This window comes from Vicinamibacterales bacterium (genome assembly GCA_036504215.1).
Taxonomy (GTDB): domain Bacteria; phylum Acidobacteriota; class Vicinamibacteria; order Vicinamibacterales; family Fen-181; genus FEN-299.
In genome coordinates this window covers 26,107-49,427 of the sequence record DASXVO010000016.1, presented here as the reverse complement: position 1 = coordinate 49,427, position 23,321 = coordinate 26,107, and the positions used below count along the sequence as shown (strand labels likewise).

At 67.3% G+C, this 23,321-nt stretch carries 13 protein-coding genes; 7 read left to right on the top strand and 6 right to left on the bottom strand.

The genetic code is table 11. From position 1 onward, the window contains the following. Positions 1-41: 41 nt before the first annotated feature. On the top strand, positions 42-1,124 hold the full coding sequence (locus VGK32_02885; protein HEY3380683.1) for a sugar kinase: 1,083 nt from the start codon (positions 42-44) through the stop codon (positions 1,122-1,124). Positions 1,125-1,151: 27 nt separating this feature from the next. Here VGK32_02885 and VGK32_02880 read toward each other — a convergent pair whose 3' ends face one another. Then, on the bottom strand, positions 1,152-1,979 hold the full coding sequence (locus VGK32_02880) for a FadR/GntR family transcriptional regulator (GenBank protein ID HEY3380682.1): 828 nt from the start codon (positions 1,977-1,979) through the stop codon (positions 1,152-1,154). Positions 1,980-2,046: 67 nt separating this feature from the next. Between VGK32_02880 and VGK32_02875 the strand changes: the two genes are divergently transcribed. The 3 genes from VGK32_02875 to VGK32_02865 all read left to right on the top strand — a co-directional run bounded on the left by VGK32_02875 (position 2,047) and on the right by VGK32_02865 (position 6,771). After that, positions 2,047-3,549, top strand: a complete 1,503-nt coding sequence (locus tag VGK32_02875) for a tagaturonate epimerase family protein (GenBank protein HEY3380681.1) — start codon at positions 2,047-2,049, stop codon at positions 3,547-3,549. 85 nt (positions 3,550-3,634) lie between these two features. Beyond that, positions 3,635-4,771 carry a glycoside hydrolase family 88 protein gene (locus tag VGK32_02870; GenBank protein HEY3380680.1) on the top strand — a complete coding sequence of 379 codons (1,137 nt, stop codon included), beginning with the start codon at positions 3,635-3,637 and terminating at the stop codon, positions 4,769-4,771. A gap of 47 nt (positions 4,772-4,818) precedes the next feature. Then, positions 4,819-6,771, top strand: a complete 1,953-nt coding sequence (locus VGK32_02865; protein ID HEY3380679.1) for an ATP-binding cassette domain-containing protein — start codon at positions 4,819-4,821, stop codon at positions 6,769-6,771. A 28-nt stretch (positions 6,772-6,799) separates the two neighbouring features. Here VGK32_02865 and VGK32_02860 read toward each other — a convergent pair whose 3' ends face one another. From VGK32_02860 to VGK32_02840, 5 genes are all read right to left on the bottom strand, one after another. Next, positions 6,800-10,318, bottom strand: coding sequence for a glycoside hydrolase family 38 C-terminal domain-containing protein (locus tag VGK32_02860; protein ID HEY3380678.1), 3,519 nt, complete (start codon positions 10,316-10,318; stop codon positions 6,800-6,802). Positions 10,319-10,353: 35 nt separating this feature from the next. Further along, positions 10,354-10,770, bottom strand: coding sequence for an alternative ribosome rescue aminoacyl-tRNA hydrolase ArfB (arfB, locus tag VGK32_02855; protein ID HEY3380677.1), 417 nt, complete (start codon positions 10,768-10,770; stop codon positions 10,354-10,356). A gap of 2 nt (positions 10,771-10,772) precedes the next feature. Continuing rightward, positions 10,773-13,007 (bottom strand): butyrate kinase, encoded by a 2,235-nt coding sequence (gene buk, locus VGK32_02850; protein ID HEY3380676.1) that lies wholly within the window; start codon positions 13,005-13,007, stop codon positions 10,773-10,775. A 205-nt stretch (positions 13,008-13,212) separates the two neighbouring features. After that, a complete protein-coding gene (locus VGK32_02845) occupies positions 13,213-14,049 on the bottom strand; it encodes a class I SAM-dependent methyltransferase (GenBank protein ID HEY3380675.1) in 837 nt (278 codons plus the stop codon). 62 nt (positions 14,050-14,111) lie between these two features. Then, on the bottom strand, positions 14,112-16,904 hold the full coding sequence (locus VGK32_02840) for a family 78 glycoside hydrolase catalytic domain (protein ID HEY3380674.1): 2,793 nt from the start codon (positions 16,902-16,904) through the stop codon (positions 14,112-14,114). Between the two features lie 327 nt (positions 16,905-17,231). On the opposite strand from VGK32_02840, the gene VGK32_02835 reads away from it, so the two are divergent. From VGK32_02835 to VGK32_02825, 3 genes are all read left to right on the top strand, one after another. Beyond that, the gene (locus VGK32_02835; GenBank protein HEY3380673.1) at positions 17,232-19,739 is read left to right on the top strand and encodes an ATP-binding protein; all 2,508 of its coding nucleotides are present in this window, start codon (positions 17,232-17,234) and stop codon (positions 19,737-19,739) included. Positions 19,740-19,992: 253 nt separating this feature from the next. Further along, the gene (locus VGK32_02830) at positions 19,993-21,105 is read left to right on the top strand and encodes a hypothetical protein (protein ID HEY3380672.1); all 1,113 of its coding nucleotides are present in this window, start codon (positions 19,993-19,995) and stop codon (positions 21,103-21,105) included. Positions 21,106-21,352: 247 nt separating this feature from the next. Beyond that, complete coding sequence (locus VGK32_02825) at positions 21,353-23,314, top strand: SPFH domain-containing protein (protein ID HEY3380671.1); 1,962 nt, start codon at positions 21,353-21,355, stop codon at positions 23,312-23,314. Positions 23,315-23,321 lie beyond the last annotated feature (7 nt).

The window sequence follows — 23,321 nt, the reverse complement described above, 5'->3', positions numbered from 1 at the left end:
TGTTCAGGCCCGCGATCGGGAGAGTAGCGAGGACGACGACGATGACTTGTGGTCTCGAGATCGCAAAGGACGGTGCGCTCGATTTCGTGTCGCTCGGGGCGCTGGTTCACCGGCTGGACCCGGGCCTGGTCCCGTTCCGCAAGGCCACGCACTGCGACATCCATGTGAGCGGCGGCGAGTTCAACGCGGCGGCGAACCTCTCGGACTGCTTCGGCCTGCGGACCGGCATCGCCACGGCCATGGTGGACTATCCCATCGGCGCGCTGATTGCCGAGCGCGTCAAGGCGATGGGCGTGCGGCCGTTCTACAAGCGATTCGCGCACAACGGCGTCAACGGCCCCAACATGGCCGCCGTCTACAGCGACCGCGGTTTCGGCGTGCGGCCGCCCGTCGTGTTCTACAACCGGTCGAACGAAGCCGCGGCGCAGCTGAAGCCCGGTGATTTCGACTGGGCGTCCATCTTCGCCGGTGGCGTTCGCTGGTTCCACAGCGGCGGGATCTTCGCCGCCCTGTCGGAAACCACAGGAGAGGTCATCATCGAAGGGATGAAGGCTGCCAAGGCCGCCGGCGCGGTGATCTCGTTCGACCTCAACTTCCGCGAGAAGCTCTGGAATATCTGGGGGGGACAGCAGCGCGCCGTGGACGTCGTGGCGCGCATCGTCGAGCACGTGGATGTGCTGGTCGGCAACGAGGAGGATCTGCAGAAGGGACTCGGCATCCCCGGTCCGGAAGTGTCGGCGAAGTCGAAGCTCGATCCCAGCACGTTCTTTGCGATGATCAAGGACGTCGTGAAGAAGCATCCGCAGGTCAAGGTCGTGGCGACCACCCTGCGTGAGGTGCACTCGACGAATCGGCACAGCTGGGGCGCCGTGGCGTGGGTCAACGGGCAGACGTACTGCTCGCCGACGTGCGAACTCAACGTGCTCGATCGTGTGGGCGGCGGTGACGGGTTCGCCTCGGGGTTCTTCTACGGCCTGTTGACGAACCAGTCGCCGGAGGACGCCGTGAAACTGGGCTGGGCGCACGGCGCGCTGCTGACGACGTTCCCTGGCGACACGACGATGGCGACCGTCGAGCAGGTGAGGGCGCTCGCGCGCGGCGGGTCCGCACGAATTCAGCGGTAACGGGCCGCCCGATCGGCGGGCGGCTGCTCAGCTCTTCCTCCGCCGCGTGCCTCCGGTGGTGGACGCGGGTGCCGGCGTATCCGGCGGGGGCTGCCGGGCAGTATGCTCTTCGGCGGCCTGGTACGCGGCCGATGTCTGGAGGTGGTCGTTCATCGCCTCGCGTGCCCCTTCGGCGTCGCGGGCGCGGATGGCGAGATAGATGCGGCGATGGGCTTCGGCCGCGTCTCTCAGATTGGGGCCGGTCGCGCGTTCCGCCGTCGTCCGGCGCTGGTCGTAGTACAGCGCGGAGACCATCTCCACGAGGGCGGCGACAATCGGGTTGCCCGACGCGTTTGCGACCGCGCGGTGGAAACGGATGTCGTAGACGAGGAACGTTCGCCGGTCCTCCATCGACGCGAAGAGGCTGGTGACCTCGTCGGCGATGATCGAGATGTGCGCGGGCGTCCCGCGTTCGGCGGCGAGACCGGCACCCGCGACCTCGAGCATCCGCCGCGTCTCGTACATCTCCTCGCGCGTGAAACCATGCAGCGCCGCGAGCAGGTTGAGCGGTTCGCTGCGAAGCACGGGAGACTGGTTGATGAACGTGCCGGCACCGTGACGGGTGGTGACGGTGCCCATGGCCGCGAGCCCCTTGAGGCCGGCACGGATCGTCGGGCGGCTGACCCCGAGTTGGATGGCCAGCTCGCGTTCGGCCGGCAGACGATCGCCCGGTCGAAGGCCGCCGCGGACCACGAGGTCGCGGACGTAGTCGACGATGCGACTGGCGCTGTCCTTCGGCGGTTCGTGGAAATCGGCCAGGGGGTCCCGCGGAGCGGGCCGGCCGGGCCGGGCATGGAGAGAACGATTCGTTGGCACGAGACATCACTAACAGCGACGGGCCGTCGTGTCAAGATTGGGTTTGGGTTCCTGGAGTCCGAATCGCATGATCGCACTGACCTCGCTCGGCGGCGACGTCGTTCACTCGTCGGTGTTCAAGGGGACGGACGGGGAGTTCGGCCTCGTGCGCCAGGCACAGGGTGCCCGGCTGGTGGTCTTCGCGTCGGGGCCGGCGCCCTGGTTGAGTGAGTTCGAGGGCGATGCATCGACCTGGCAGGGGCGAACCTCGCTCGTCTGTCCGCTGTCGGCCCGCAACGCGGCGGCGTTGCGGTCGCGCTGCTCGTGGCTGCGTCCAAGGCCGCTCGGCCTGCGAACGTCGGCGGGCTTTGGCGATCGGATCGGGCGGGCGACGCCCGGACACCTGCGCGCCGTGCGCGCCACTGGATGCCGGATTGCGCCTGTGGTGGCCCAGCAATCGATGCGCGAGATGGTGCGGACCGGTCGCAGTGCACAGACGGTCGTGGACGAGGCCATGTGGGGTGTGTTCCAGGAGGGCTGGCGCGACGGGTACGGCGCTGACGCCGATCACCTGAAGAGCACCCTCGACATCGACACCTGCCTGGCCGCTGGATTCACCTGCTATACGATCGATCCGGGCGACCACGTGCAGTCCGGAGCCGACACCGCTTCGGGGCCAGCGCTGCGCGAGGCGTTCGACCGGCTGCCGTGGGACCGGCTGGAGGACTGCGGCACCGCGCTTCTGCGGCGCTACGTCGGACGGGTCTTCGAGGTCGAGGATGAGACGATTCGCTTCGACGAGGTATCGCTCGGGCGGGCGGCCGTGAAATACGGAGCGGCCGTCGCGCACGTCGTGGCGATGTTTCGCCATCTCGTCCAGAAGGCGGGGGTGGGAGCGTTCGAGCTCGAGGTGTCGGTGGATGAAACGGACACGCCGACCACGCACGCCGAGCACTACTACGTCGCGTCGGAACTGAAGCGGCTGGGCGTGTCGTGGGTCGGGCTGGCGCCGCGCTATGTCGGACGATTCGAGAAGGGTGTGGACTACATCGGTGATCTCGCCGCCTTCGATCACGATATCGCCGTTCATGCGGCGATTGCCCGGACCCTGGGCCCGTACAAGCTGAGCCTCCATTCCGGGTCCGACAAGTTCAAGATCTACCCAATCGTCGCGCGCCGCTGCGGTGGATACGTCCACCTGAAGACGGCCGGCACCAGCTACCTGGAGGCGCTCCGCACGATTGCTGCGCTCGACCCCGAGCTGTTCCGCGAGGTGTACGCGTTCGCCCGCGATCACTACGACGCGGACCGGGCAACCTATCACGTCTCGGCCAGGCTCGATCGCGCGCCGATCGGCGATGCCGTGCCCGCGGCCGATCTGCCCGCGCTCGTGGACCAGTTCGACGCCCGCCAGATCTTCCACGTGACGTTCGGCTCGGTGCTCACGGCGATCACGGCTGACGGTGCACGGCGCTTCTACGATCGATTCATGGCGGCCATCGATCGGAACCCGGAGGTGTACTCGAGGTACCTCGAAGTTCACTTCCGGCGTCACCTCGATCCGTTCGTGGCGGGCGCGTTGACGACGTAGAAGTAGAGGCGGAGCGGCCCGGGAACAGGCGTGGCGCAGAGGGGCCGGGCATGCGAGGGTGGCTCGAACCAATGGAGGCGCGTCGATGGCACGTTCGGCGATCGGCTTGGTCGGCTTGATCCTGATCACCTGTTCCGGCGCGGTCCACGCGGCGCCGCAAGCGCCGGTGGCGGCGGCAGCGCCTGCGCGGTTCAGCGCAGCCGTCGAACCGGCGGCAATCCTGGGTGTCATGACCGGAGCCGCGGACTGGCAACTGTCGCACCCGTCCGCGCACGACGCGTGGGACTGGACGCAGGCGGCCTTCTATACCGGCGTGATGGCTCTCGCCAGGGTCAGCGACGATCCCAAGTACCTGGCGGCGATGCGGACCATGGGGGAGAAGAATGCCTGGCGACCCGGGCTGCGGCCCGGGCATGCCGACGACTACGCCGTGATTGCGACGTATGCGGGGCTGGCGCAGATCGACAAGGACCCGAAGCTCCTCAGACCGTCGCTGGCCCTCTTCAACTATCTCGTGACACGCCCCTACGACGAGCCGCTCGCCTGGGGCAATGCGATCGAGACGCGCGAACTGGCGTGGTGCGACGCGCTGTTCATGGGACCTCCCGCGCTCTCAGCCGTCACGGCAGCGACCGGCGACCGCAAGTACCTGGACCTTGCCACCCGCCTGTGGTGGAAGACGACCGAGTACCTCTACGACAAGGACGAGCGCCTCTATTTCCGCGACAGCCGATTCTTCGAACAGCGCGAGCCGAATGGGAAGAAGGTGTTCTGGAGCCGCGGCAACGGGTGGGTGATCGCGGGGCTGGCTCGCCTGATCGACGACATGCCCACGGACCGTGCGGATCGTGGTCGCGCGATCACGCTCTTCAAGGAGATGGCGGCGAGGGTTGCCGCGCTGCAAGGCGAGGATGGGTACTGGCGCGCGAGCCTGCTCGATCCGGGCAGCCTGCCGAACCCCGAGACCAGCGGGTCTGGGTTCTTCGTCTACGCGCTGGCCTGGGGCGTGAACCGGGGCCTCCTCGATCGCGCGACCTATGACCCGCACATCCGAAAGGGATGGGCTGCCCTCGTGCGCGCCGTGCAGCCGGACGGCAGGCTGGGCTGGGTGCAGCGGATCGGCGACAAGCCGGGGGCGACCTCCGCGGAGACGACTGAGGTCTACGGCGTCGGTGCCCTCCTGCTCGCCGGAAGCGAAATGCACGTCCTCGCGCGCAAGTAGCGCGGTCAGGGACGGTCACCCCGTCCGCGGCGGGCGCCTCGACCTCGATGACGTTGTCGTGGTACGTTCCACAGATGGCGCTCGTCGTGCTCGACCAGGTTTCCATCGCGTTCGGTCATCTCCCACTGCTCGATCACGTCGATCTGCAGATAGACGCCGGCGAACGCGTCTGTCTGATCGGCCGGAACGGTACCGGCAAATCCACGCTCCTGCAAATCGTGGCCGGCGAGGTGCTCCCGGACGGGGGAACGGCCTGGAAGCAGGCCGGCCTGCGCACGGCACGGCTCGAACAGGACGCGAGCCTCGCCGACGTTCGTCCGGTGTTCGATGTCGTCGCCGACGGCTTGGGTGACCTGAGCGAACTCGTGGCTGCGTATCATCACGCGGCGGTTGGCGTCGCCGAGGCGGCCACGCCGGCGCTGCTCGACCGCATGGGTCGGCTGCAGCACGAACTCGAGGAGCGCGACGGTTGGCGCCTCGAACAACGCGTCGAACTGGTTCTCTCCCGCCTCTCTCTTCCGTCCGAGGTCCTGGTGGACACGCTGTCCGGGGGGTGGCGGCGGCGCGCCCTGCTGGCGCGGGCGCTGGTGTCGCAGCCCGACGTGTTGCTGCTCGACGAGCCGACCAACCACCTCGACATCGCCGCCATCACGTGGCTGGAGGATTTCCTCAGCGAATACCCCGGCGCGGTGCTGTTCGTGACGCACGACCGCGCCTTTCTCCAGCGCGTCGCGACCCGGATCCTCGAGCTCGATCGCGGGCGCCTCACGTCCTGGCCCGGTGACTACGCCACCTTCCTGCGGAAGAAGGAGGAGTGGCTGGCCAACGAGACGCTACAGCAGGAGAAGTTCGACAAGCGCCTCGCCGAGGAAGAAGCCTGGCTTCGGCAGGGCGTCAAGGCCCGCCGGACGCGGAACGAAGGGCGCGTGCGAGCCCTGACGAGGATGCGGGAGGAACGTGCGGCCCGACGCTCGCAACTCGGCAGCGTCCGCCTCGACGCCGAGCAGGCGGATCCGCCGGGCAAGATGGTCTTCGAGGCGGAGCACGTCTCCAAGTCGTTGGGGGGCGCCAAGGTCGTTCACGACTTCGGGGTTCGCGTCATGCGCGGCGATCGCGTCGGCTTGATCGGGCCGAACGGGATTGGCAAGACGACGCTGCTGCGCTTGCTGCTCGGTGAACTCCCGCCGGATTGCGGCGAGGTGCGCCGCGGCGCGAACGTGCAGGTGGCGTACTACGACCAGCAGCGCGAGCAGCTCGATCCCGAGCGGACGGTATTCGACACGATTGGCGACGGCAACGAGACGGTCATGGTTCACGGCCGGCCGAAGCACGTGCACGGGTACCTCCGGGACTTCCTCTTTCCGGTCGAGCGGGCGCGGTCCCCCGTGAAGGCGCTCTCGGGCGGGGAGCGCAATCGCCTGCTGCTGGCGCGCCTGTTCACCCGCCCGGCCAACGTGCTCGTCCTGGACGAGCCGACCAACGATCTCGACCTCGAGACGCTGGAACTGCTCGAGGCTCACCTGACGGAGTGGCAGGGGACGCTGCTGCTCGTCAGCCACGACCGCGCGTTCCTCGACAACGTGGTCACCAGCACGCTCGTGTTCGAGGGCGCCGGACGGATCCAGGAGTTCGTGGGAGGGTATGCGGATTGGCAGGCGACGAGAGCGAGGATCGATGCGGCGGCGGCCCTGGCCGCGAGGACGGCGGCCTCCCGCGCGCCGGCATCGGCGGTGGTGACCGCTCCCACGGCAGGCGACGGGATCACGCCGGCCAGGAGACGCCTGTCCTACAACGAACAGCGTGAGCTGGAGCAGTTGCCTGCCCAAATCGAGACGCTCGAGGCCGAGCAGCTGCAACTGAGCGATGTCGTGGCGGGTCCGGAGTTCTACAAGGAGCCCGCCGACGACATCCGTAACACGCTCGCACGCCTCGAGGCGCTGCACCACGAACTTCACACCGCCTACGCGCGGTGGGACGAGTTGGATTCGAGAGGGAAGTAGACCTCAGCGCGACGCGTCCCTCCTGTTCTCAATCCTGCTTGACGGCATCGGGCTTCGCGGCCGTCGGGGCCGGCTTCTCGTTCGCGGTGGCCGGCTTCGCGGCGGGCGCAGCCGCCGGGACCGGCGACGCCAGGTCCTGCGCGTAGAGAGGTCCCGCTGGCCGCGTGCCGGGCGCCGGGTCGCTGGCCACGCTCGCCGCGAAGATGCGGATCCGGGTGTTCTCGGGCAGCACCACGGCCGTGGCACCGGCCGGCAGATCGATCGCGTACGCGAACAGGTAGCCGAAGATGTACGGCTCGTTGCCGTCGGGCGTGTGTCGATGAGTGGCCACCCACGCCACATCGTCGCGCTTGACGTAGCCGGGCCGGATCCGCTCGAGTCCCACCACCTTGCCTGGCGCTGCGGTCGGCGCGCCCGGCGCGCCACCGGCTGGTGCACCCGGTTTGTCCGCCGGCCTGGCCGGCGGCAGGAACTTCGCCAGCATTTGCGACTCGATGGTCGCCAGCGGCCACGACTGGTCGTCCGAGATGCTGGGCACGAAAACCTCGCGCAGCATGCGGTCGTCGCGAAGCCGGCTGTCCCACTGTCCGATGGCTCCGGCCCAGTCCTGGACGCTGAGAGGCACCCGGACCGGCGAACCGCCCTTGCGTTCGATCGTAACCGTACCCTTCGCATCGCCGTCCACCGCAGACGCGACGAGATAAAGCCGGTTGTAGCTGCCGGCGGGGAGCGAAATCTTCTGGCCCTTGGTGGCGACGGTGTTCGGCGCGCCTGGGGCCGTAGGACCGAGCTTGAACGTCACGCCATTGAGCTGGAGCAGCTCAGGCATCTGCTCGGCCGGGTACGTGCGGCCGTGACCGTCGAAGTCCCCGTCCGCCCGCTTGGCCTCCGTGGAAATGCCATCGACGTTGAACGGGAGTTCGAGCGCGGCGCTGGCGATGGCCGGCACCCGGGCCGACGACGGCTTCGGCGTCAGCGCAAACGTCCGGGGCTGATACGGCTTCAAGTTGACGACGAGCTTGCCGCCGCTGACCGTGGCAGGGCCGACCTTCTCCTCGGCTCCGTTGATCTCGCGTGCCTGCTGGATGCCGGCGGGCAGTCCAATCTCGAGACCTGACACGGGGCGGCCGTACAGTTCCTGGACCCGCAGGACGATCTCGTCCGTGTCCTCCGCTTTCTTGAACGCGCGGACGGCGACCTGGCCCTTCACGTCGGGCATGTCGAGGAGCCCGGCGGTCCGTCCGAGCGGCCCCGCGTGGGGCGCGGTCTGGAACGCGACGAGCGGCTGGTTCAGCCGAGCCGCGCGCAGTGGCACGCGTCCTTCGCGCCAGCCGGCCGAGTGCCCGGCCACCGAATAGGTGAAGTGGTGGTGCCCGATGTCGTTGCTGCTCTGGTAGACGTAGTTCTTGCCCGGCATCGGGGTGTGGATGAGCGTGAGGCGCAGCTCATTGTCGGTCGGCTTGTCCCAGCCGTATTTGGCGTCGTTCAGGATCGCCACGCCGAACCGCCCGCTCGCGTCGGTCAGGTCAGCCCACTGCTGCGCCGGCACCTCGTAGAGGCCGGCGGTTGCGTTCCCTCGTTCGAACGTGCCGAGGCCGAGGTCGTAGGTCGCGTTCGGGTTCGTGGCGGCCAGCGGGAACGAGGCTTTGAGCAGCGTGCCGGCCGACCGCCAGTCCACGCGCGTGTCGAAGTCCACGCGGTCGCCGCCCTCGGCGAGGCGAATCTGCTGGATGAACGTCGAACCGGCCGCCTTGCGCGTGACCTCGATCGCGACCCGGGCCGGGCCTCGCTCGACGATGCGCACCGTTGGCGACTTGGCGAACTCGCGCGGCGGCTTGCTGACCGTGTCCCACAGAATCTCCCAGGCCGGCCACCGGAACGAAGGGTTGTCGAACAACTCGAGGCGTGACGGCCCCTTCAGCAGTTCCGTGCCGGACTCCTTGTCGGTGATCGATGAAACGTCGCCGTTGGCGTCGAGCTTCACCGCATAGCGCGAGTTCTCGAGTGTCGTGGCGCCGACCTTGAGAGTGGGCGACTCCGCGGTCTTTGCGGCCCGACGCGCCTCGAATACCTTGAAGCTGACGGGCGACATCTCGGCGAGGAACAGGACGCGCGCTGATCCCGCGGCGCTCGACAGCACCTGCGCGGGCACGTCCTGGCCCGAGGCGAGGTCGATCACGCGAACAGCCGCGAGCGGGGCGCCCGCGATTTGCACCGTCGCCTCGACCACGTCCTTCCTCGCGAAGGCGAGCGGGTTGTAGACGACGAGCGGGATACCGCTCGAGGACGTCGCCGGGGCGTCGACCGCTGCCGACCGGGTGTCGAGGCCGCTGGCAACCGACGCGGCGGCACCGGTGAGGATCGACGCGAACTGGTTGAGCGAGATCAGCTCGTCGTTCCAGGAGAACTGATAGGCCTGCGGAATGCTGGTGCCCGTGAGATCGTCGTGGAACTGGTGCCACAGGAACCGCGTCCAGGCCGTCCGCAGGCGATCGCGCGGATACGCCGGTCCGCCCAGCCACTCGGCGGCGAGGCTGGCACGCTCGGCCGCGTCAGCGAGCAGTTCGTTGCGGCGATTCCACGTCTTCATCGCCGCCTGCGATGTGTAGCAGCCGACGCCGTGGGTCTTCAGCAGCAGTTCCCCCTCGTAGGTCGGCAGTGAGGCGCGCTGGACGTCGGTCAGATCGCGCGAGAGCTGATCGGCCGACACGTTGCGCACCTGAACGGCGCCCCGCGTGTTGGCGATCGCGCGCTCGACCCATTCCACCGATGCCGCATCCGGCGCACCACCCTGATCACCGACGCCGAAGTACTTGAACGACACCTTCGCGCCGTCGCCGAGCGTCGTCAGATCGCTGTTCCACTTCGGGTCCGTCGAGATGTCCGTCGTGACGGCTTTGACGTAGTCGCCGGGCCTGATCGAGGCGACCAGGCCGTTGCCGTCCACGCCCTTCCACCAGCCGATGGCAAACGGCGTGGGCTTGGCGGCGCCCCATGTCAGCTTCTGGGTCGAGAACGCCTTCAAGCCGGAGTGGGCGCCGATCGAGGGCAGCGCGAAGCCGAAGCCAAAGCAGTCGGGCAGGTAGATATCCTGGCTGACCTTGTTGAACTCCTGGCGGTAGAACCGCTTGCCGTAGAGCGCCTGCCGCATGAGCGCCTCGGGCGACGGGACGTTGGTGTCCACCGCGTTGATCCACGATCCCGACAGCTTCCAGCGCCCGTCGGCGACGTACTTCTGCAGCGTGGGCCAGGCGTCCGGGTGATACTCCTTGAACCACATGTAGTGGATGGCGCCCTCGAAGTTGAACACGTAGTGCGGGAACCGCTCGAACAGCTTGAAGTTGTCGTAGAAGCTGGCGGGCACCAGCTCGCGAATGGTGTCCTGGACCGTCCAGTTCCACTGCGTGTCGAGGTGCGAGTTGGAGACGAGATACAGCGTGGGCTTCGCGGCCTCGGCCGGTGGCGCCTGCGGTTGCTGGGTGTGGACGCCGAGCGTGCACAGCCAAACGCCGATCAGAACCAGGACCACGCGTCGAAGATGCTTCATGGCAACGCTCCTGTCAGGAAGATTCGTTCCGCCCGTCACCCTTCATCGTCCCGCCTGCGCAGGCCCTTGACCGCGCCGCGTCGCTTCTTGGAAGCCAGCCGTCTCTCCTTCGCGGCCCGGGTCGGCCGGGTCGGTGTCCGCGTGCGCGGACGCTTCGCGGCGCGCCCGACGAGTCCGATCAGGCGGAGCCGCGCAGCCTCGCGGTTCTGCGCCTGGGTCCGATGCTCGCGGCTGTCGATCAGCAGGACGCCGTCGGCAGACACACGCCTGCCGCCGAGCACCGTCAGGCGCGCCTTCACTTCGTCGGGAAGCGAGGAGGCGCGGATGTCGAATCGAAGTTCGACCGCGGTCGCGACCTTGTTGACGTTCTGGCCGCCGGGACCCGACGCGCGGACGAACCGTTCATCGATGTCGCGGTCATCGAGGACGATGGCGTCGGTGATTCTCATCATGCTCAGGCGCTCGCGGTGGCCGGGGCGGGCACCGATGCCTCGGCGTGGTATTCGCGCGCCTCTTCCTTGCCGTACAGGACGCGCAGCGCGCCCTTGGCCAGGGCCACCATCTCGTTCTCGCCCGCGTAGACCGTCACGCCGCACGGCAGACCGGACAGGTAGTACTCGAGCCGCTCAACGAGCGGCACGCATCGGGCCATGCCGCCCGTGAGCACCACCCGGTCGAGCGTCTGGCCCTCGAAGGCGGGGAGAAGGGCAGCGGCCGCCTTGGCGACCTGGTAGGCCATCGCGTCGAACACCTCTTCCGCTTCGGGCTCACCGGCCAGCACGCGGCGCTCGACCTCTCGCAGGTCCGATGTGCCGAGCAGGCTGATGAGACCGCCGGCTCCCTTGATCAGCTTCTTGATGTCGGCGTGCGTGTAGCGGCCCGAGAAGCACATCTCTGCCAGCTGGGCCTGGGGGAGGCTGCCCGATCGTTCGGGGCTGAACGGACCTTCGCCGTCGAGCGCGTTGTTGACGTCGATGTAGCGGCCCATGCGGTGCGCGCCAACCGAGATGCCGCCGCCGAGGTGGCACACGATCACGTTGACCTTCTCGTAGAAGGTCTCGGCCTCCTGGGCGAAGCGCCGCGCCGACGCCACCTGGTTGAGCGCGTGGCTGATCGTCCGGCGCCGGATCGCCTTGACGCCCGTGATCTTCACCCGGGACGGTGCCTCGTCCACGACGACCGGATCGACGATGAAGGCGGGCTTTCCGGCCGGGGCGGCAAGTTCGTGCGCGATCAGCCCGCCGAGGTTCGACGCGTGGTCGCCGCCGACGCCGGCACGAAGGTCGGCGAGCATCGCCTCGCCCACGCGGTACGTCCCGTGAGGCATCGGGTGGAGGAGACCGCCGCGTCCGCAAATGGCGTCGAGGTCCGCCAGGTTCAGGCCAAAACCACTCAGGACGCCCAACACCGCCTCCTTGCGGAACTCGTATTGATCGGTGATGCGACGGCCCGCAAACGGAGCGAGTTCCTCGGGGGTATGTGCGATCTCCAGGCTCTGGGCTTCCTGGTCGCCCTCGAACACCGCGATCTTCGTCGACGTGGACCCGGGGTTGATCGCCAGGACGCGGTACCGCCGGAAGAAGGTGTCCTTGGGGGTCCGGCCCCACCGGCCGTCGCGCTGGAGCCGCAGTACGCAGGCCTTCACCGCGAGGCGCACGTCCTCCGGCGTGCAGTCCATCGCGAGGTCGACGGAGCGGAAGGCGGTGCCGAAGATTACCGGGAACTTCTTGGCGGTGGGAAAACGGGCCGCATAGAGGAAGTAGAGCAGGTTCCCGGTGTCGATGTTCGGGCTGATGATGACGTTCGTGCCGCCGCTGAGGCCTTCGACGCCGTACAGCTCGGCGGACCGCTGTGAGATGGCCGCGCTGAACTTGACCTCGCCGGTGATGCGAATGCTCGCGTAGCGCGAGCCCATCTTGACGCGCTTCTCGAGCAGCGCCGGCACCAGCCTCAGCGCCTCTCGTACCATGTCGGGCGATGGGCCCTCATCGGAACCCTTGTGCGAATACGACACGATCGCGCCGTGAATCTCCGGCAGTACGTCCTCCGGGATGACGTCTCGCGCCACCGCGCACGTGCCGACGGAGACCTCGGCAAGCGTTTCGGGTGTCATCACCGCGTTGACGCCGACGTCGCCGAACACGACGATGTTGTGCGGGTAGTAGCCCTCGGGGAAGTCGTCCGGCAGAACGAAGATGCCGACCTCGCACACGACCGGCCGGTTGGCGAGAAGGGCGAGCATCGGACGGAAGAAGTTCTTCGGACTGTAAGCAGCGCCGCCGACGACCATGTCGGCGTGGCCGCGGTGCACCGCGTAGATGCCAAACTGGCCCGGCTGCGACAACAGGCGGCGCGCCTGGTCGAGATCGCGCGCCTCCTTCCGGCAGAGCGGGTGCTCGAGGCAATCGGTGGCAAATTCCTCGACCAGGTCCGCCTGCTGGGCGATGTCCACGAACGCGCACTCGCTGAGGCTGAATTCCACGCGCGAACGGTCCACGTGGGAGAGCGACTTCGCAGCCGTGGCGCGGACGTCGTCCTCACTGGCAAGGAGCACCGGCTTGACGTAGCGCGTCAGGTAGCACACGGCCTCGAGGACGCGGGCATCGAGCGGCTCGGTTATCACGACGACCGGGCGGTACTTCTGCGCAGAGAGGATCCGCCTGTCCAACGATTCTTCGATTCTGAACATGATGCCGGGCCTCGGGAACTGGATGAGGATGGCCGCCGATCGCTACATTGTATGCGTCAGAAACGCCCTCGGGCTAGGTCCGTCAATTCCGGAATCGTTGGCTGCAATCGCCATCCCGCAGGTTCCGGCGTTCAGCCTTCCTCCTTCCTCCTTCATCCTTCATCCTTCCTCCTTCATCCTTTGCCCAGTAGTCCCTGCCTTCCATTCAGCGGCCCGGTCTGGTCGCGCTCCACGACCTGGTCTTGCCGAGAGCGGCGGCCGTGCCCTCGATCGCGGTGGGGGTGACGCGGCCGGTGTACTCGAGGTCGCCAGCCTTGAAGCTCAGCGTCGCGCCGCGCAGGCGACCCGCGGTCACCGGCAGCACCTGGCCGCCTGTCTTCAGTGTCCCCGTCACCATCTGGAATTCCTGCTTCAACTCCAGTTCGCCATCCGGCAGCCGCCAGGTGCCCTCGACCTTGGCCGGCACAATCCACAGGAGCGCGGTGCACCAGGTGGTGCAGTCGTCGCCAACGGTGGCCGTTTCGTCGGCCTCCCATTCGGCCATGTTGAAGCTGTTGGACACGATTCGGGTTCCGGGCGCGAGCTCGAGAATCTTCGGTCGCAGCTTCAGGTTGATGCTGGGAAGCAGGAACATCGAGATGACTGTCGCCTGCGAGAAATCGCTTTCGAAGATGTCGGCCTTGGCGAATGTCGCCCTGTCGCTGACGCCGGCTTCAGCCGCATTCCGTTTCGACAGCTCGACCATCGGCGGTTCGTACTCGATTCCAAGCGCGCGCGCGCCGCGCTTCGCCGCCGTGATGACCGTGCGGCCGTCGCCCGATCCCAGGTCGATCAGGTAGTCCTGAGGTGTCACGTGCGCCATGTCGAGCATCTTGTCCACGAGCGACTGGGGAGTGGGCACCCAGATGACGTCCTTGCCCGCCTGGCCGACCTGCGGCTTGAACGTCTCCTGCTGGCTCGACGTCTGCGTCTGCGCGAGAACCGTGGCGGCGAACAGGATCAGGCACCCTGCGATCAGCGACCGGCGCAACACTGAAGTCATCGTGGCCTCCAAGGGGACGCGGTTCGGCATCGAGCCTCCCCAGTATGACTCAATCCCGACGATCACTCGCGGACTGGCTTCGACTCCAGTTGAGCCGCAGGGTACACGAACACGTAGCTGCCCGAACCGACCTCCACCAGCACGTCTGCGCCTCGCTGGACGGCGTGCTTCACGCCCGGGGCCGACGCCACGGCAACGCCGCTCTCGGTCAGGCCGGCCAGCGTGGCCGCCGGCAGGCACACTGTGCCGCGCGTGTTGGGCGGTATTGTCGCGGACACCGTCAGGGTGCCGTCGGCCAGCGTCCAGCCGGACGCCGCTTCGCCGTACAGCGTCTGCAGACGTGCCACAGCGGACGTCAGGCCCCCTCCGGGATGCGGCTGTACGAGGACGTGTTTGTAGCCGGGTTCTTCCGGGTCGATTTCGAGCCCCGCCACGACGCGATACATCCACTCGCCGATGGCGCCGTAAGCATAGTGATTGAACGAGTTCATGCCGGGATCCTGGAACGAGCCGTCGGGCTTGATTCCGTCCCACCGCTCCCAGATTGTCGTGGCGCCCTGTGTTCCCGGATAGAGCCACGACGGATACTGCTGGCGGTTCAGAAGCAGGTACGCGACGTCCAGGTGGCCGTGGCGCGCCAGTACATGGCAGAGATAGGGTGTGCCGACGAAGCCCGTCGTCAGGTGGGCTCTCGCGCGCACGTCCGCGGCGAGACGCCGCGCGGCCTCGGCTCGGAGGTCGTCGGGGAGCAACTCGAACTCCAGGGCGAGCACGTAGGCCGTCTGCGTGTTCTCGCCGACACGACCCGCGGCGGTCACGAACTCGCGGACGAACGCAGCCCTGATCTTCGGCACGAGCGCCGCGTAGACGGCCTCATCGTCTGTCTTCCCGAGGACGGCCGCCGTTCGCTTCAGCAGGTCGGTGGAATGCGCGTAGAACGCGGTCGCGATCAGATCCTTGCCGGTCGTGGCACCAGGGTAGTCGGCGTCAGTCGTCGCGAAGGCGAGCCAGTCGCCGAAGTGCGAGCCGGTGTTCCAGAGGTTCGCGTCCCCGGCCTGGCGCCGCATGTACTCAACCCACGCCTTCATGCTCGCGTACTGCGTCTCCAACACGCGCGTGTCACCGTAATTCAGATACATTGTCCAGGGAATGATGACCGCTGCGTCGGCCCAGGCGGCGGAAGCCGAGGCCCCGCGACCCTTCTCGCTCAAGACGTCTGGCACCACGTGCGGAACGGCACCGTCCGACTGCTGATCGGCTCCCACGTCGGCGAGCCACTTCGTGAAGAAGCCCGCCACGTCCATGTTGAAGGCCGCCGTTCGCGCGAACACCTGCGCATCTCCGGTCCATCCCAGACGCTCGTCGCGCTGCGGGCAGTCGGTGGGCACATCGAGGAAGTTGCCCTTCTGACCCCAGCGGATGTTGTGCTGCAGCTGGTTGAGCAACGGGCTCGAGGTCTCGAAGCTCCCGGTGACCCGCATGTCCGAGTGGACCACCACTCCGACCAGACTATCGAGCGTGGGCTCGCCTGGCCAGCCGCTGACGACCACATAGCGGAAACCCTGGAAGGTGAAATGCGGTTCGTAGACCTCATCGCCAGCGCCCTTCAGGATGTAGGTGACCTGCTGTCTTGCGGCCCGCAGGTTGTCGGTGTAGACGTTGCCGGCCTTGTCGAGCACCTCCGCGTGGCGCAGCGTGACCGTCGTCCCGGCCTGGCCCCGCATCGACACGCGCACGTGCCCGACCATGTTCTGCCCCATGTCGAACACCGTGTCACCCGCCGGCGTCTCGAGGATCCTGACGGGCCGCACGATGTCGATCCGCCGGACGGGTGGCCCAGCCGGCGCCACAAGGGTTCGTGGCGCCGGATCAACGACGCGCACGGGTAGCCAGTCGCGGTCCGGGTAGCCGGGTGCGCTCCATCCAGGACGCTCGAGCCTGGCATCGTAGGTCTCACCCATGTAGATGTCCGACATCCGAATCGGGCCGGTCGTCGACTTCCACGTTCCGTCCGATCCGACCGTTTCGATCCTGCCGTCCGCGAACTCGATCCGAAGCTGGCAGAGCAGCGCAAGGCGTTCACCGTAGACGTGGCGCCGGTTGCCCCACGCGAGACTGTTGCGGTACCAACCGTCGCCCAGGGTGGCACCGATCGCGTTCTCGCCAGCGCGCACGTGCGCCGTCACGTCGTACGTCTGGTACTGCACGCGATGCCGATAGCTCGTCCAGCCGGGCGTGAACAGCTGGTCGCCGACGCGCGTGCCGTTGATCTCCAGTTCGTAGAGACCCAGGCTGGTGACGTAGGCGCGCGCCGATTTCACCTTGCCCTTCACCGCGAACGCGCCTCGCAGCATCGGGGACGGCTGAGGCGCCGTCGAGGCCTCACTCGCCGCCGGCTCGATCCAGCGGGCCTTCCAATCCTCGGCGTTGAGCAGCCCCATCTCCCATGACGCGGGTGCGCTCCAGGCGGACACCGTTCCACCGCCATCCCAGACGCGCACGTGCCAGGTATAGCGTCGCGAGGATTCGAGCGCCGACCCGCCGTAGGGCAGATGTACCGATCGGTCTGACGCCACCCGGCCGGTGTCCCAGCGTAGCTTGCCATCCTGCGTGACCTGGATCTGGTAAGCCGACTGTACCGCGCCGCGCTCGGTGGATTGAAGTCGCCAGCTGAGGCGCGGATGCGTGGCGTCGATCCCGATCGGGTCGACCATGTACTCGCACCGCAGATCCGTCGCAGCGGGTGGCGTCAACGGCGCGACCGCAGAAAGCGAGGTGGCGCTGGAGAGGCCCATCCACGTCAGTGCGACAGCCAGCCTCGCGATCGTGGGAACCAGGAGAGCAGAGGTGCGCATGGTAACCTCCTCCGCCGCGCTCACGGTTGAGCATCGGACGTGGCTGGGTTGAACGACCGGTCCCCGGTGGCCCGTGTGATGTCTCGTGCCGCCGATCCTATCGGACGAGGCGGGTGGAGTCCACCCGGCCGCGCCTCTGCTGGTCCTCGGATGGGAAGCGTCGGGCGTGCGGCCCGACCCACCCTCGATTACGGGCGTTCAAGCGCTCGAACAGGCCTGCCGATTACCGAAACGTTGGCTGCGTCTCCGTTGTGTGTGCAAATGCGCCTAGCGTCGATGTGTTTGTGCGTCGGATTCGGATTGTGGCCGGGTTCGCTTGAAGCCGGGGTGGCCGCGCGCCGTCCCGCGGCGGCGACTGGCCTGACCGAGATCCGGGCGCTCGGCACGCTCGCGGCCGCCAGCCCCGGTCGAGGACAGCCTGTCACCCTCGAGGGCATCGTCACGTTCGTCGATTCGGGAACGCGAACGGTGTTCCTGCACGACGGTACGGGCGGCATCGCCTTCGGAGGGACTGATGGCGCTCCGATTGTGGCTCCAGGCTCCCGCATCCGGGTGGATGCCGTCGTCGCCATGGGAGCATTCGGCCCAGACATTCGCTCAGCCAGCGTGCGGACGATCGGTGTCGGGCCGCTCCCCGAGGCCGTGCCGCTCAGCTATCAGAATGTGCTGTCCGGCAGCGAACAGCACCAGTGGGTGGTCGTGCGGGGGGTCGGCCGAACGGCAACCGACCTGGCTGGTGGGGCCGAACTGCGCGTGGCAACGGACTTCGGCGTCATCCGGGTCGTCGTGGCCGGCGCGTCGGCCCGCGAAATCGAGCGCCATATCGACGGACGCCTCACCATCCGCGGCGTCTGCGACCTCATGCTCAATCAGCGGCACCAGGTGACCGGATTCCGCATCCTGGCGCCGAGTCTCGGCAGCGTCGCGGTCGAGGAGGCCGGCGCGGCCGATCCATTCTCGCTGCCACTTCGCCCGATCGCCACGCTTTCGGACTATTCGGCGCAGGCCCTGTTCGGACGACGGGTGCACGTGCGCGGCGTCGTCTTGCTGGCCCGCTCCGGCCGCACCTATTTCATCCACGACGCCACCAGTTCCATGTACGTCATGGGCGTGGCGAGAAGTGGCCTGCGGACCGGCGACCTCGTCGACGTCGTGGGCTTTCTCGGGTCCGACCAGGGACCGCAACTCGAACACGCGATCGCGCGGGTAGTTGGACGCGGGCAACTGCCGGAGCCGAAAGCGACGACCGCTGCTGGCATCATGAAGGGTGGGTTCGGCGACGAACTCGTGCAACTCGACGGCATCGTGACCGCGATTGCGCGTTACAGCGACGAGCACGTCTACAGTATCGAGGCCAACGGCGTCGTCTTCTACGGCCACCTCGAGAATCTCGATCCGCCGATTCAGGTCGAGCCGATGAGTCGCGTCCGGTTGGTCGGGGTGTGCGTCGAAAACCTCGACGACAACGCCAAGCCGACCGGCTTCAAGGTCCGTCTTCGATCGGCTGCGGACATGGTCATCCTCCGGCCGCCGTCCTGGTGGACGCTGCGGCACGCGGCCTGGGTGGTAGTGGCCACGGGGTCGGCCACGCTGTTGTGCCTGACATGGGTGATGCTGCTCCGCAGGCAGGTCACGCGGCAGACGCGGCACATCGAGGTGGCTCGCAACGCGGCTGAGGCGGCGAATCGCGCAAAAGGCGAGTTCCTCGCCAACATGAGCCACGAGATCCGGACGCCGATGAACGGCGTCGTCGGCATGACCGAACTGCTGCTCGATACGGAACTCACGCCCGACCAACGCGAGTACATTGAACTCGCCAGGCAATCGGCCGGGTCGCTCGTCACCCTCATCAACGAGATTCTCGACTTCTCCGCGATCGAGGCCGGACGGCTCAGGCTCAGGCAGACGCGATTCGACCTTCGCGAAGTTCTTGGCAACGCGCTGCGCCTGCTCGCAGTCCAGGCCAGCCAGAAGGGTCTGACGCTCGCGCTCCGGATCGACCCTGACATCGCCGCCGTCCTGATCGGCGACGCAGACCGCCTGCGGCAGATCCTCATCAACCTCGTGGGCAACGCGGTGAAATTCACGGAGCGCGGCTCGGTGAGCGTGGCGGTGTCCCGGGCGCCCAGCGCCACGGGGGAGACCGACCTTCAGTTCACCGTTACCGACACGGGCATCGGCATTCCGGACGACAAGCGAGCGACGATCTTCGACCCGTTCACCCAGGCGGACGGATCGAACTCTCGCCGGTACGGCGGAACCGGGCTTGGCCTGGCCATCTGCTCGCGCCTGGTCGAGGCGATGGGCGGCCGGCTCTGGCTCGACGCGACATCAGGCGGCGGCAGCACCTTCTGCTTCGTCCTGCCGTTCGACACCGCCGAGCCGGAGGTCGCCGCGAGCGAACCCGACGCGCCGCCCCCGGCAAGCCCGGTGTCGGCGCGGCCCGTGCTCAGCATTCTGCTCGTCGAGGATTCGCCCGTGAATCAACGCCTGGCGCGGGCGCTGCTGGCCAAGCGCGGCCACGCGGTGAGTGTGGCCGGTAACGGCCGGGAAGCTCTCCACCTGCTCGCCAGCCAGCGGGTGGACCTCGTTGTGATGGACGTTCAGATGCCCGAGGTCGATGGCCTGGAGGCGACCAGGACAATTCGCGCCCGAGAGCGGGCGACCGGCTGCCACCTGCCAATCATCGCGATGACGGCCCACGCCATGCCTGGCGATCGCGCGAAGTGCCTCGAAGCCGGCATGGACGAGTACGTCACCAAACCGATCGATCCTGCCGCGCTCTTCGCTGCCATCGATCGCGTCATGCGCGTCGTCACAGCCGGCGTCAACTGAATGGGATCCTGCCGACACCGCGTGCATCTGCCGCCGGCTCCATCAATCATCGCGAGGGCGAACATTCCCGTGCCGGACGTCTCGGGCCAGGCTTCAGGATGATCGATCAACTGGCGCCAGCGGCACCTCGGTTCAGCGTGGGGCATTCCGGCGCTTCGCGCGTGAGTGGGCATCCGGTCGGTCGGCCGGCTTGGCAGGGGCGGCCAGACACACGCCAGTGAGATATCATCACCGAACCTCTGGAGGGCCCGGCATGATCGATGTGCGTCCGGTGACCGATCGTTCTTCTCTGCGCAGGTTCATCGATCTGCCGTACAGCCTGTACCGAGGTCACACTCACTGGGTTCCGCCGCTCCGCCTCTCGGAGTGGGATCAGTTCAGCCAGAAGAAGAACCCGTTCTGCGCGGTCGCGGAGATGGACCTGTTCATCGCGTGGGAAGGCGAGCGCGTGGTCGGCAGAGTCGCGGCCATCGATGACCGGCGCCACAACGAGCGGCACAAGGACAACATTGGGGCCTTCGGGTTCTTCGAAGCCGAAAGCCCCGAAGCCGCGTCCGCCCTGCTCGGCCGGGTCGAGCAATGGGCCGTGGCGCGTGGTCGTACGTCGGTGCGCGGCCCGCTCAATCCATCGCTGAACTACAGCGCGGGGTTCCAGATCGACGCGTTCGACACCGATCCGTACCTGATGATGCCGTGGAATCCGCCCGAGTATCCGGAGGCCGTCGAACGGGCCGGGTACGGCAAGGCCAAGGATTTGTACTGCTGGCTCCTCGACGTGCAGCAGGCCCCCGAAGCGCGCCTCGTGTCCCTCGCCGAGCGCCTGAGACGGCGCCACAAGATCGTCATTCGGCCGCTGAACACGCACGACGTCTGGTCGGAGACCGAGAAGCTCCACGCGGTCTATTGCGAGGCCTGGAAGGACAACTGGGGCTTCGTCCCGCCAACCAAGGAAGAGTTCGCGCACATCGTCAAGGACTTGAAGCAAATCGTGATGCCCGACGCCGCCCTCGCCGCAGAAGTGGACGGACGTCCGGTAGGCTGCGCCGTCGCGCTGCCGGACATCAACCAGGTGCTCAAGCCGACCGATGGGAGACTGTTGCCGTCGGGGCTGATCCGGCTGTTGCTGCGCCGGTTCATCGTGACCCGATTCCGGATCGTCCTCGTCGGGGTCGTCGATGACTACCGCGGCACCGGCGTGCTCCCGCTGCTGATGCTCAGCCTGGTGCAGGCTGCGAAGAAGATCGGGTGGCGATGGGCCGAGTGCTCCTGGACACTCGAGGACAACGAGGCGGTCAACCGCGCGCTCTCGCGCGGCGGTGCGACGCGGTACAAGACGTACCGAGTGTACGAGAAACGCGTCGGCTGACGCGCGCGGGCGAACCACCGTGCCTGCCAACGGTGGGCGCGTAGACCGATGGCGCGGAACCGTACGAGCGTCAACGAACCGACGGCTGCCAGATCTCGTGCCAACGCGGCACCCGAGATCGCCGTCGCCAACCTCCTGCGCACACATGTGGTTGCCGGTGCCTGCAACCGTGGGCCGTGTGCACTCGTCAGATTACCCTCAGAGGGCGTGGATGTGCGGTGGGGCGGTTCCCTGAAAGGAGTCATCGATGCTCGGGCCGCTGACTGGTGTCGTACTTCTGGTGTTCGTGGCCGTGGTGCTGCAGTCGTTCTACTCGATCGGGCCCACGGAGGTCGGGTTGGTGCGCAAGCGGTTCGGCCGGAAGCTGCCGGGCGACAACCCGGTCGCGTTCGTAGGTGAAGCCGGCTATCAGGCCGAGTTGCTGATGCCGGGCCTGCGGTTCAAGTTCCTGCCGATCTTCACCGTGACCAAGCACCCGTGGGTGCAGGTTCCAGCCGGTGAGGTTGGGGTCGTCATCGCACAGGTGGGCCGCCCGCTGCCGATTGGTGCGAAGTCGGCCGTCTACAAGACCGAGTTCGGGAACTTCACCGACCTGGCGGGCTTCGTCAAGGCGGCCGGTCAGAAAGGTGTCCAGCGACCGGTGTTGTCGCCGGGCACGCTGGCGCCGGTGCACCCCGTCGGCTTCCTCGTGATCACCAAGCCGCGTGTCTATGGCGTACCGGTGCTGGAGGAGTTGCGCGACAGGAAAGGGGTGTTGAGCTTCTCCCTGTTCGGCCTGAGCCCCGAACAACTGGAGGTCACGCGCATCGAGCCGAAGGCCACCGAGAGCGGTCGGGTGCTCGACATGGTCGGCATCGTGACGGCACTCGAGGGCGACGCGTTGCCGGCTGGGGACATCGCCAGTCGCCTGGGCGGCTTCCAGGACATCAAGGTCCTCGAGGACGAGGCGCGAGCGACGGGGACGCCCGTGAGCAACGGCGCGCTCATCGAGACGATTCTGGGGTCGAAGAACAACGAGCACGCGTCGTACCAGGACTTCCAGACGTTCCTCGAGCGCGGTGGCCGCATCGGCTTGCAGCACGATCCGCTGCTCTACGGTGCCTACAACCTGAATCCGTTCCTGCTGCGCGTCGAGAAGGTGCCGATGCTGGTCGTCGAGCAGGGGCAGGTGGCGGTGATCAAGTCGTACGTTGGCCTGCCGACGGAGGATACGTCGGGATCCGAGTTCAAGTTCGGCAGTCTCGTCAAACCCGGACACCGCGGCATCTGGGAGGAACCGCTGCGCACGGGCAAGTACCCGATCAACCCCCGCATCTATCAGGCCGAGATCGTGCCGACGTCGATTCTGAACCTGAACTGGTCGCGCGCGACCTCACAGGCGCACAACCTGGACAAGGGGCTCGATCCGATCACGGCGAAGAGCCGTGAGGGCTTCGTGTTCAACATCGACCTGCAGGTGCTCATTCACGTGCCGGACACGAAGGCGCCGCGCGTCATCTCGATGGTCGGCTCGATGCTGAACCTGGTGAACGAGGTGTTGCAGGCCGCCGTGGGCAACATGTTCCGGGACAAACTGGGCGGCATGAAGGCCACGCAGTTCATCGAGACGCGCCAGGCCGTGCAGCAGGAGGCGTTCGAGCACATCTCGCGGCAGCTCGACAAGTACGAGGTCGAGACCAAGGGCGTCTACATCCAGGACGTCGTGCTGCCCAGCGAACTGGTGAAGGTGCTGACCGAGCGCGAGATCGCGAACCAGGAAATCGAGACGTTCAAGAAGCAGAAGGAAGCCCAGGATCAGCGCATCGACACCGAAGCGGCCACCGGCAAGGCCGACATGCAGAAGGACCTGGCGCGCTCGGAGGTCGGCATCACGATCGCCGACAACAACGCGACCGCGAAGACCGCGGAGGGTCGGGGCCAGGCGGCGTTCACCAAGCAGACTGGTGAGGCGCAGGCCGACGTCATCCGCGCGCAGGGGCTCGCGAAGGCCGAGGGCTTCCGCGCGCAGAAGGACGCGATCGGCGAAGCCGGCACGCTGGCCGTCAACGTGGCGACGGTGCTGTCCGACAAGCAGATGCAGATCGTGCCGCAGGTCCTCGTCACCGGCGGCGGTTCGGTAGACGGGCTTGCGGCCACGCTGACGAAGCTGTTCGCCGACAAGGCGGGTCTCGTGGCGCGGACGCCTGAGGCCGCGCCGCCCACGGCGTGAGGTCGTT

Bases quoted from the DNA above. Each gene is read 5' to 3' on its own strand.
- VGK32_02870 (HEY3380680.1), top strand. From the start codon at position 3,635: ATGGCACGTTCGGCGATCGGCTTGGTCGGCTTGATCCTGATCACCTGT.
- VGK32_02885 (HEY3380683.1), top strand. From the start codon at position 42: ATGACTTGTGGTCTCGAGATCGCAAAGGACGGTGCGCTCGATTTCGTG.
- VGK32_02840 (HEY3380674.1), bottom strand. From the start codon at position 16,904: ATGCGCACCTCTGCTCTCCTGGTTCCCACGATCGCGAGGCTGGCTGTC.
- VGK32_02845 (HEY3380675.1), bottom strand. From the start codon at position 14,049: ATGACTTCAGTGTTGCGCCGGTCGCTGATCGCAGGGTGCCTGATCCTG.
- VGK32_02860 (HEY3380678.1), bottom strand. From the start codon at position 10,318: ATGAAGCATCTTCGACGCGTGGTCCTGGTTCTGATCGGCGTTTGGCTG.
- buk (HEY3380676.1), bottom strand. From the start codon at position 13,007: ATGTTCAGAATCGAAGAATCGTTGGACAGGCGGATCCTCTCTGCGCAG.
- VGK32_02865 (HEY3380679.1), top strand. From the start codon at position 4,819: ATGACGTTGTCGTGGTACGTTCCACAGATGGCGCTCGTCGTGCTCGAC.
- VGK32_02825 (HEY3380671.1), top strand. From the start codon at position 21,353: ATGCTCGGGCCGCTGACTGGTGTCGTACTTCTGGTGTTCGTGGCCGTG.
- arfB (HEY3380677.1), bottom strand. From the start codon at position 10,770: ATGATGAGAATCACCGACGCCATCGTCCTCGATGACCGCGACATCGAT.
- VGK32_02830 (HEY3380672.1), top strand. From the start codon at position 19,993: ATGATCGATGTGCGTCCGGTGACCGATCGTTCTTCTCTGCGCAGGTTC.
- VGK32_02875 (HEY3380681.1), top strand. From the start codon at position 2,047: ATGATCGCACTGACCTCGCTCGGCGGCGACGTCGTTCACTCGTCGGTG.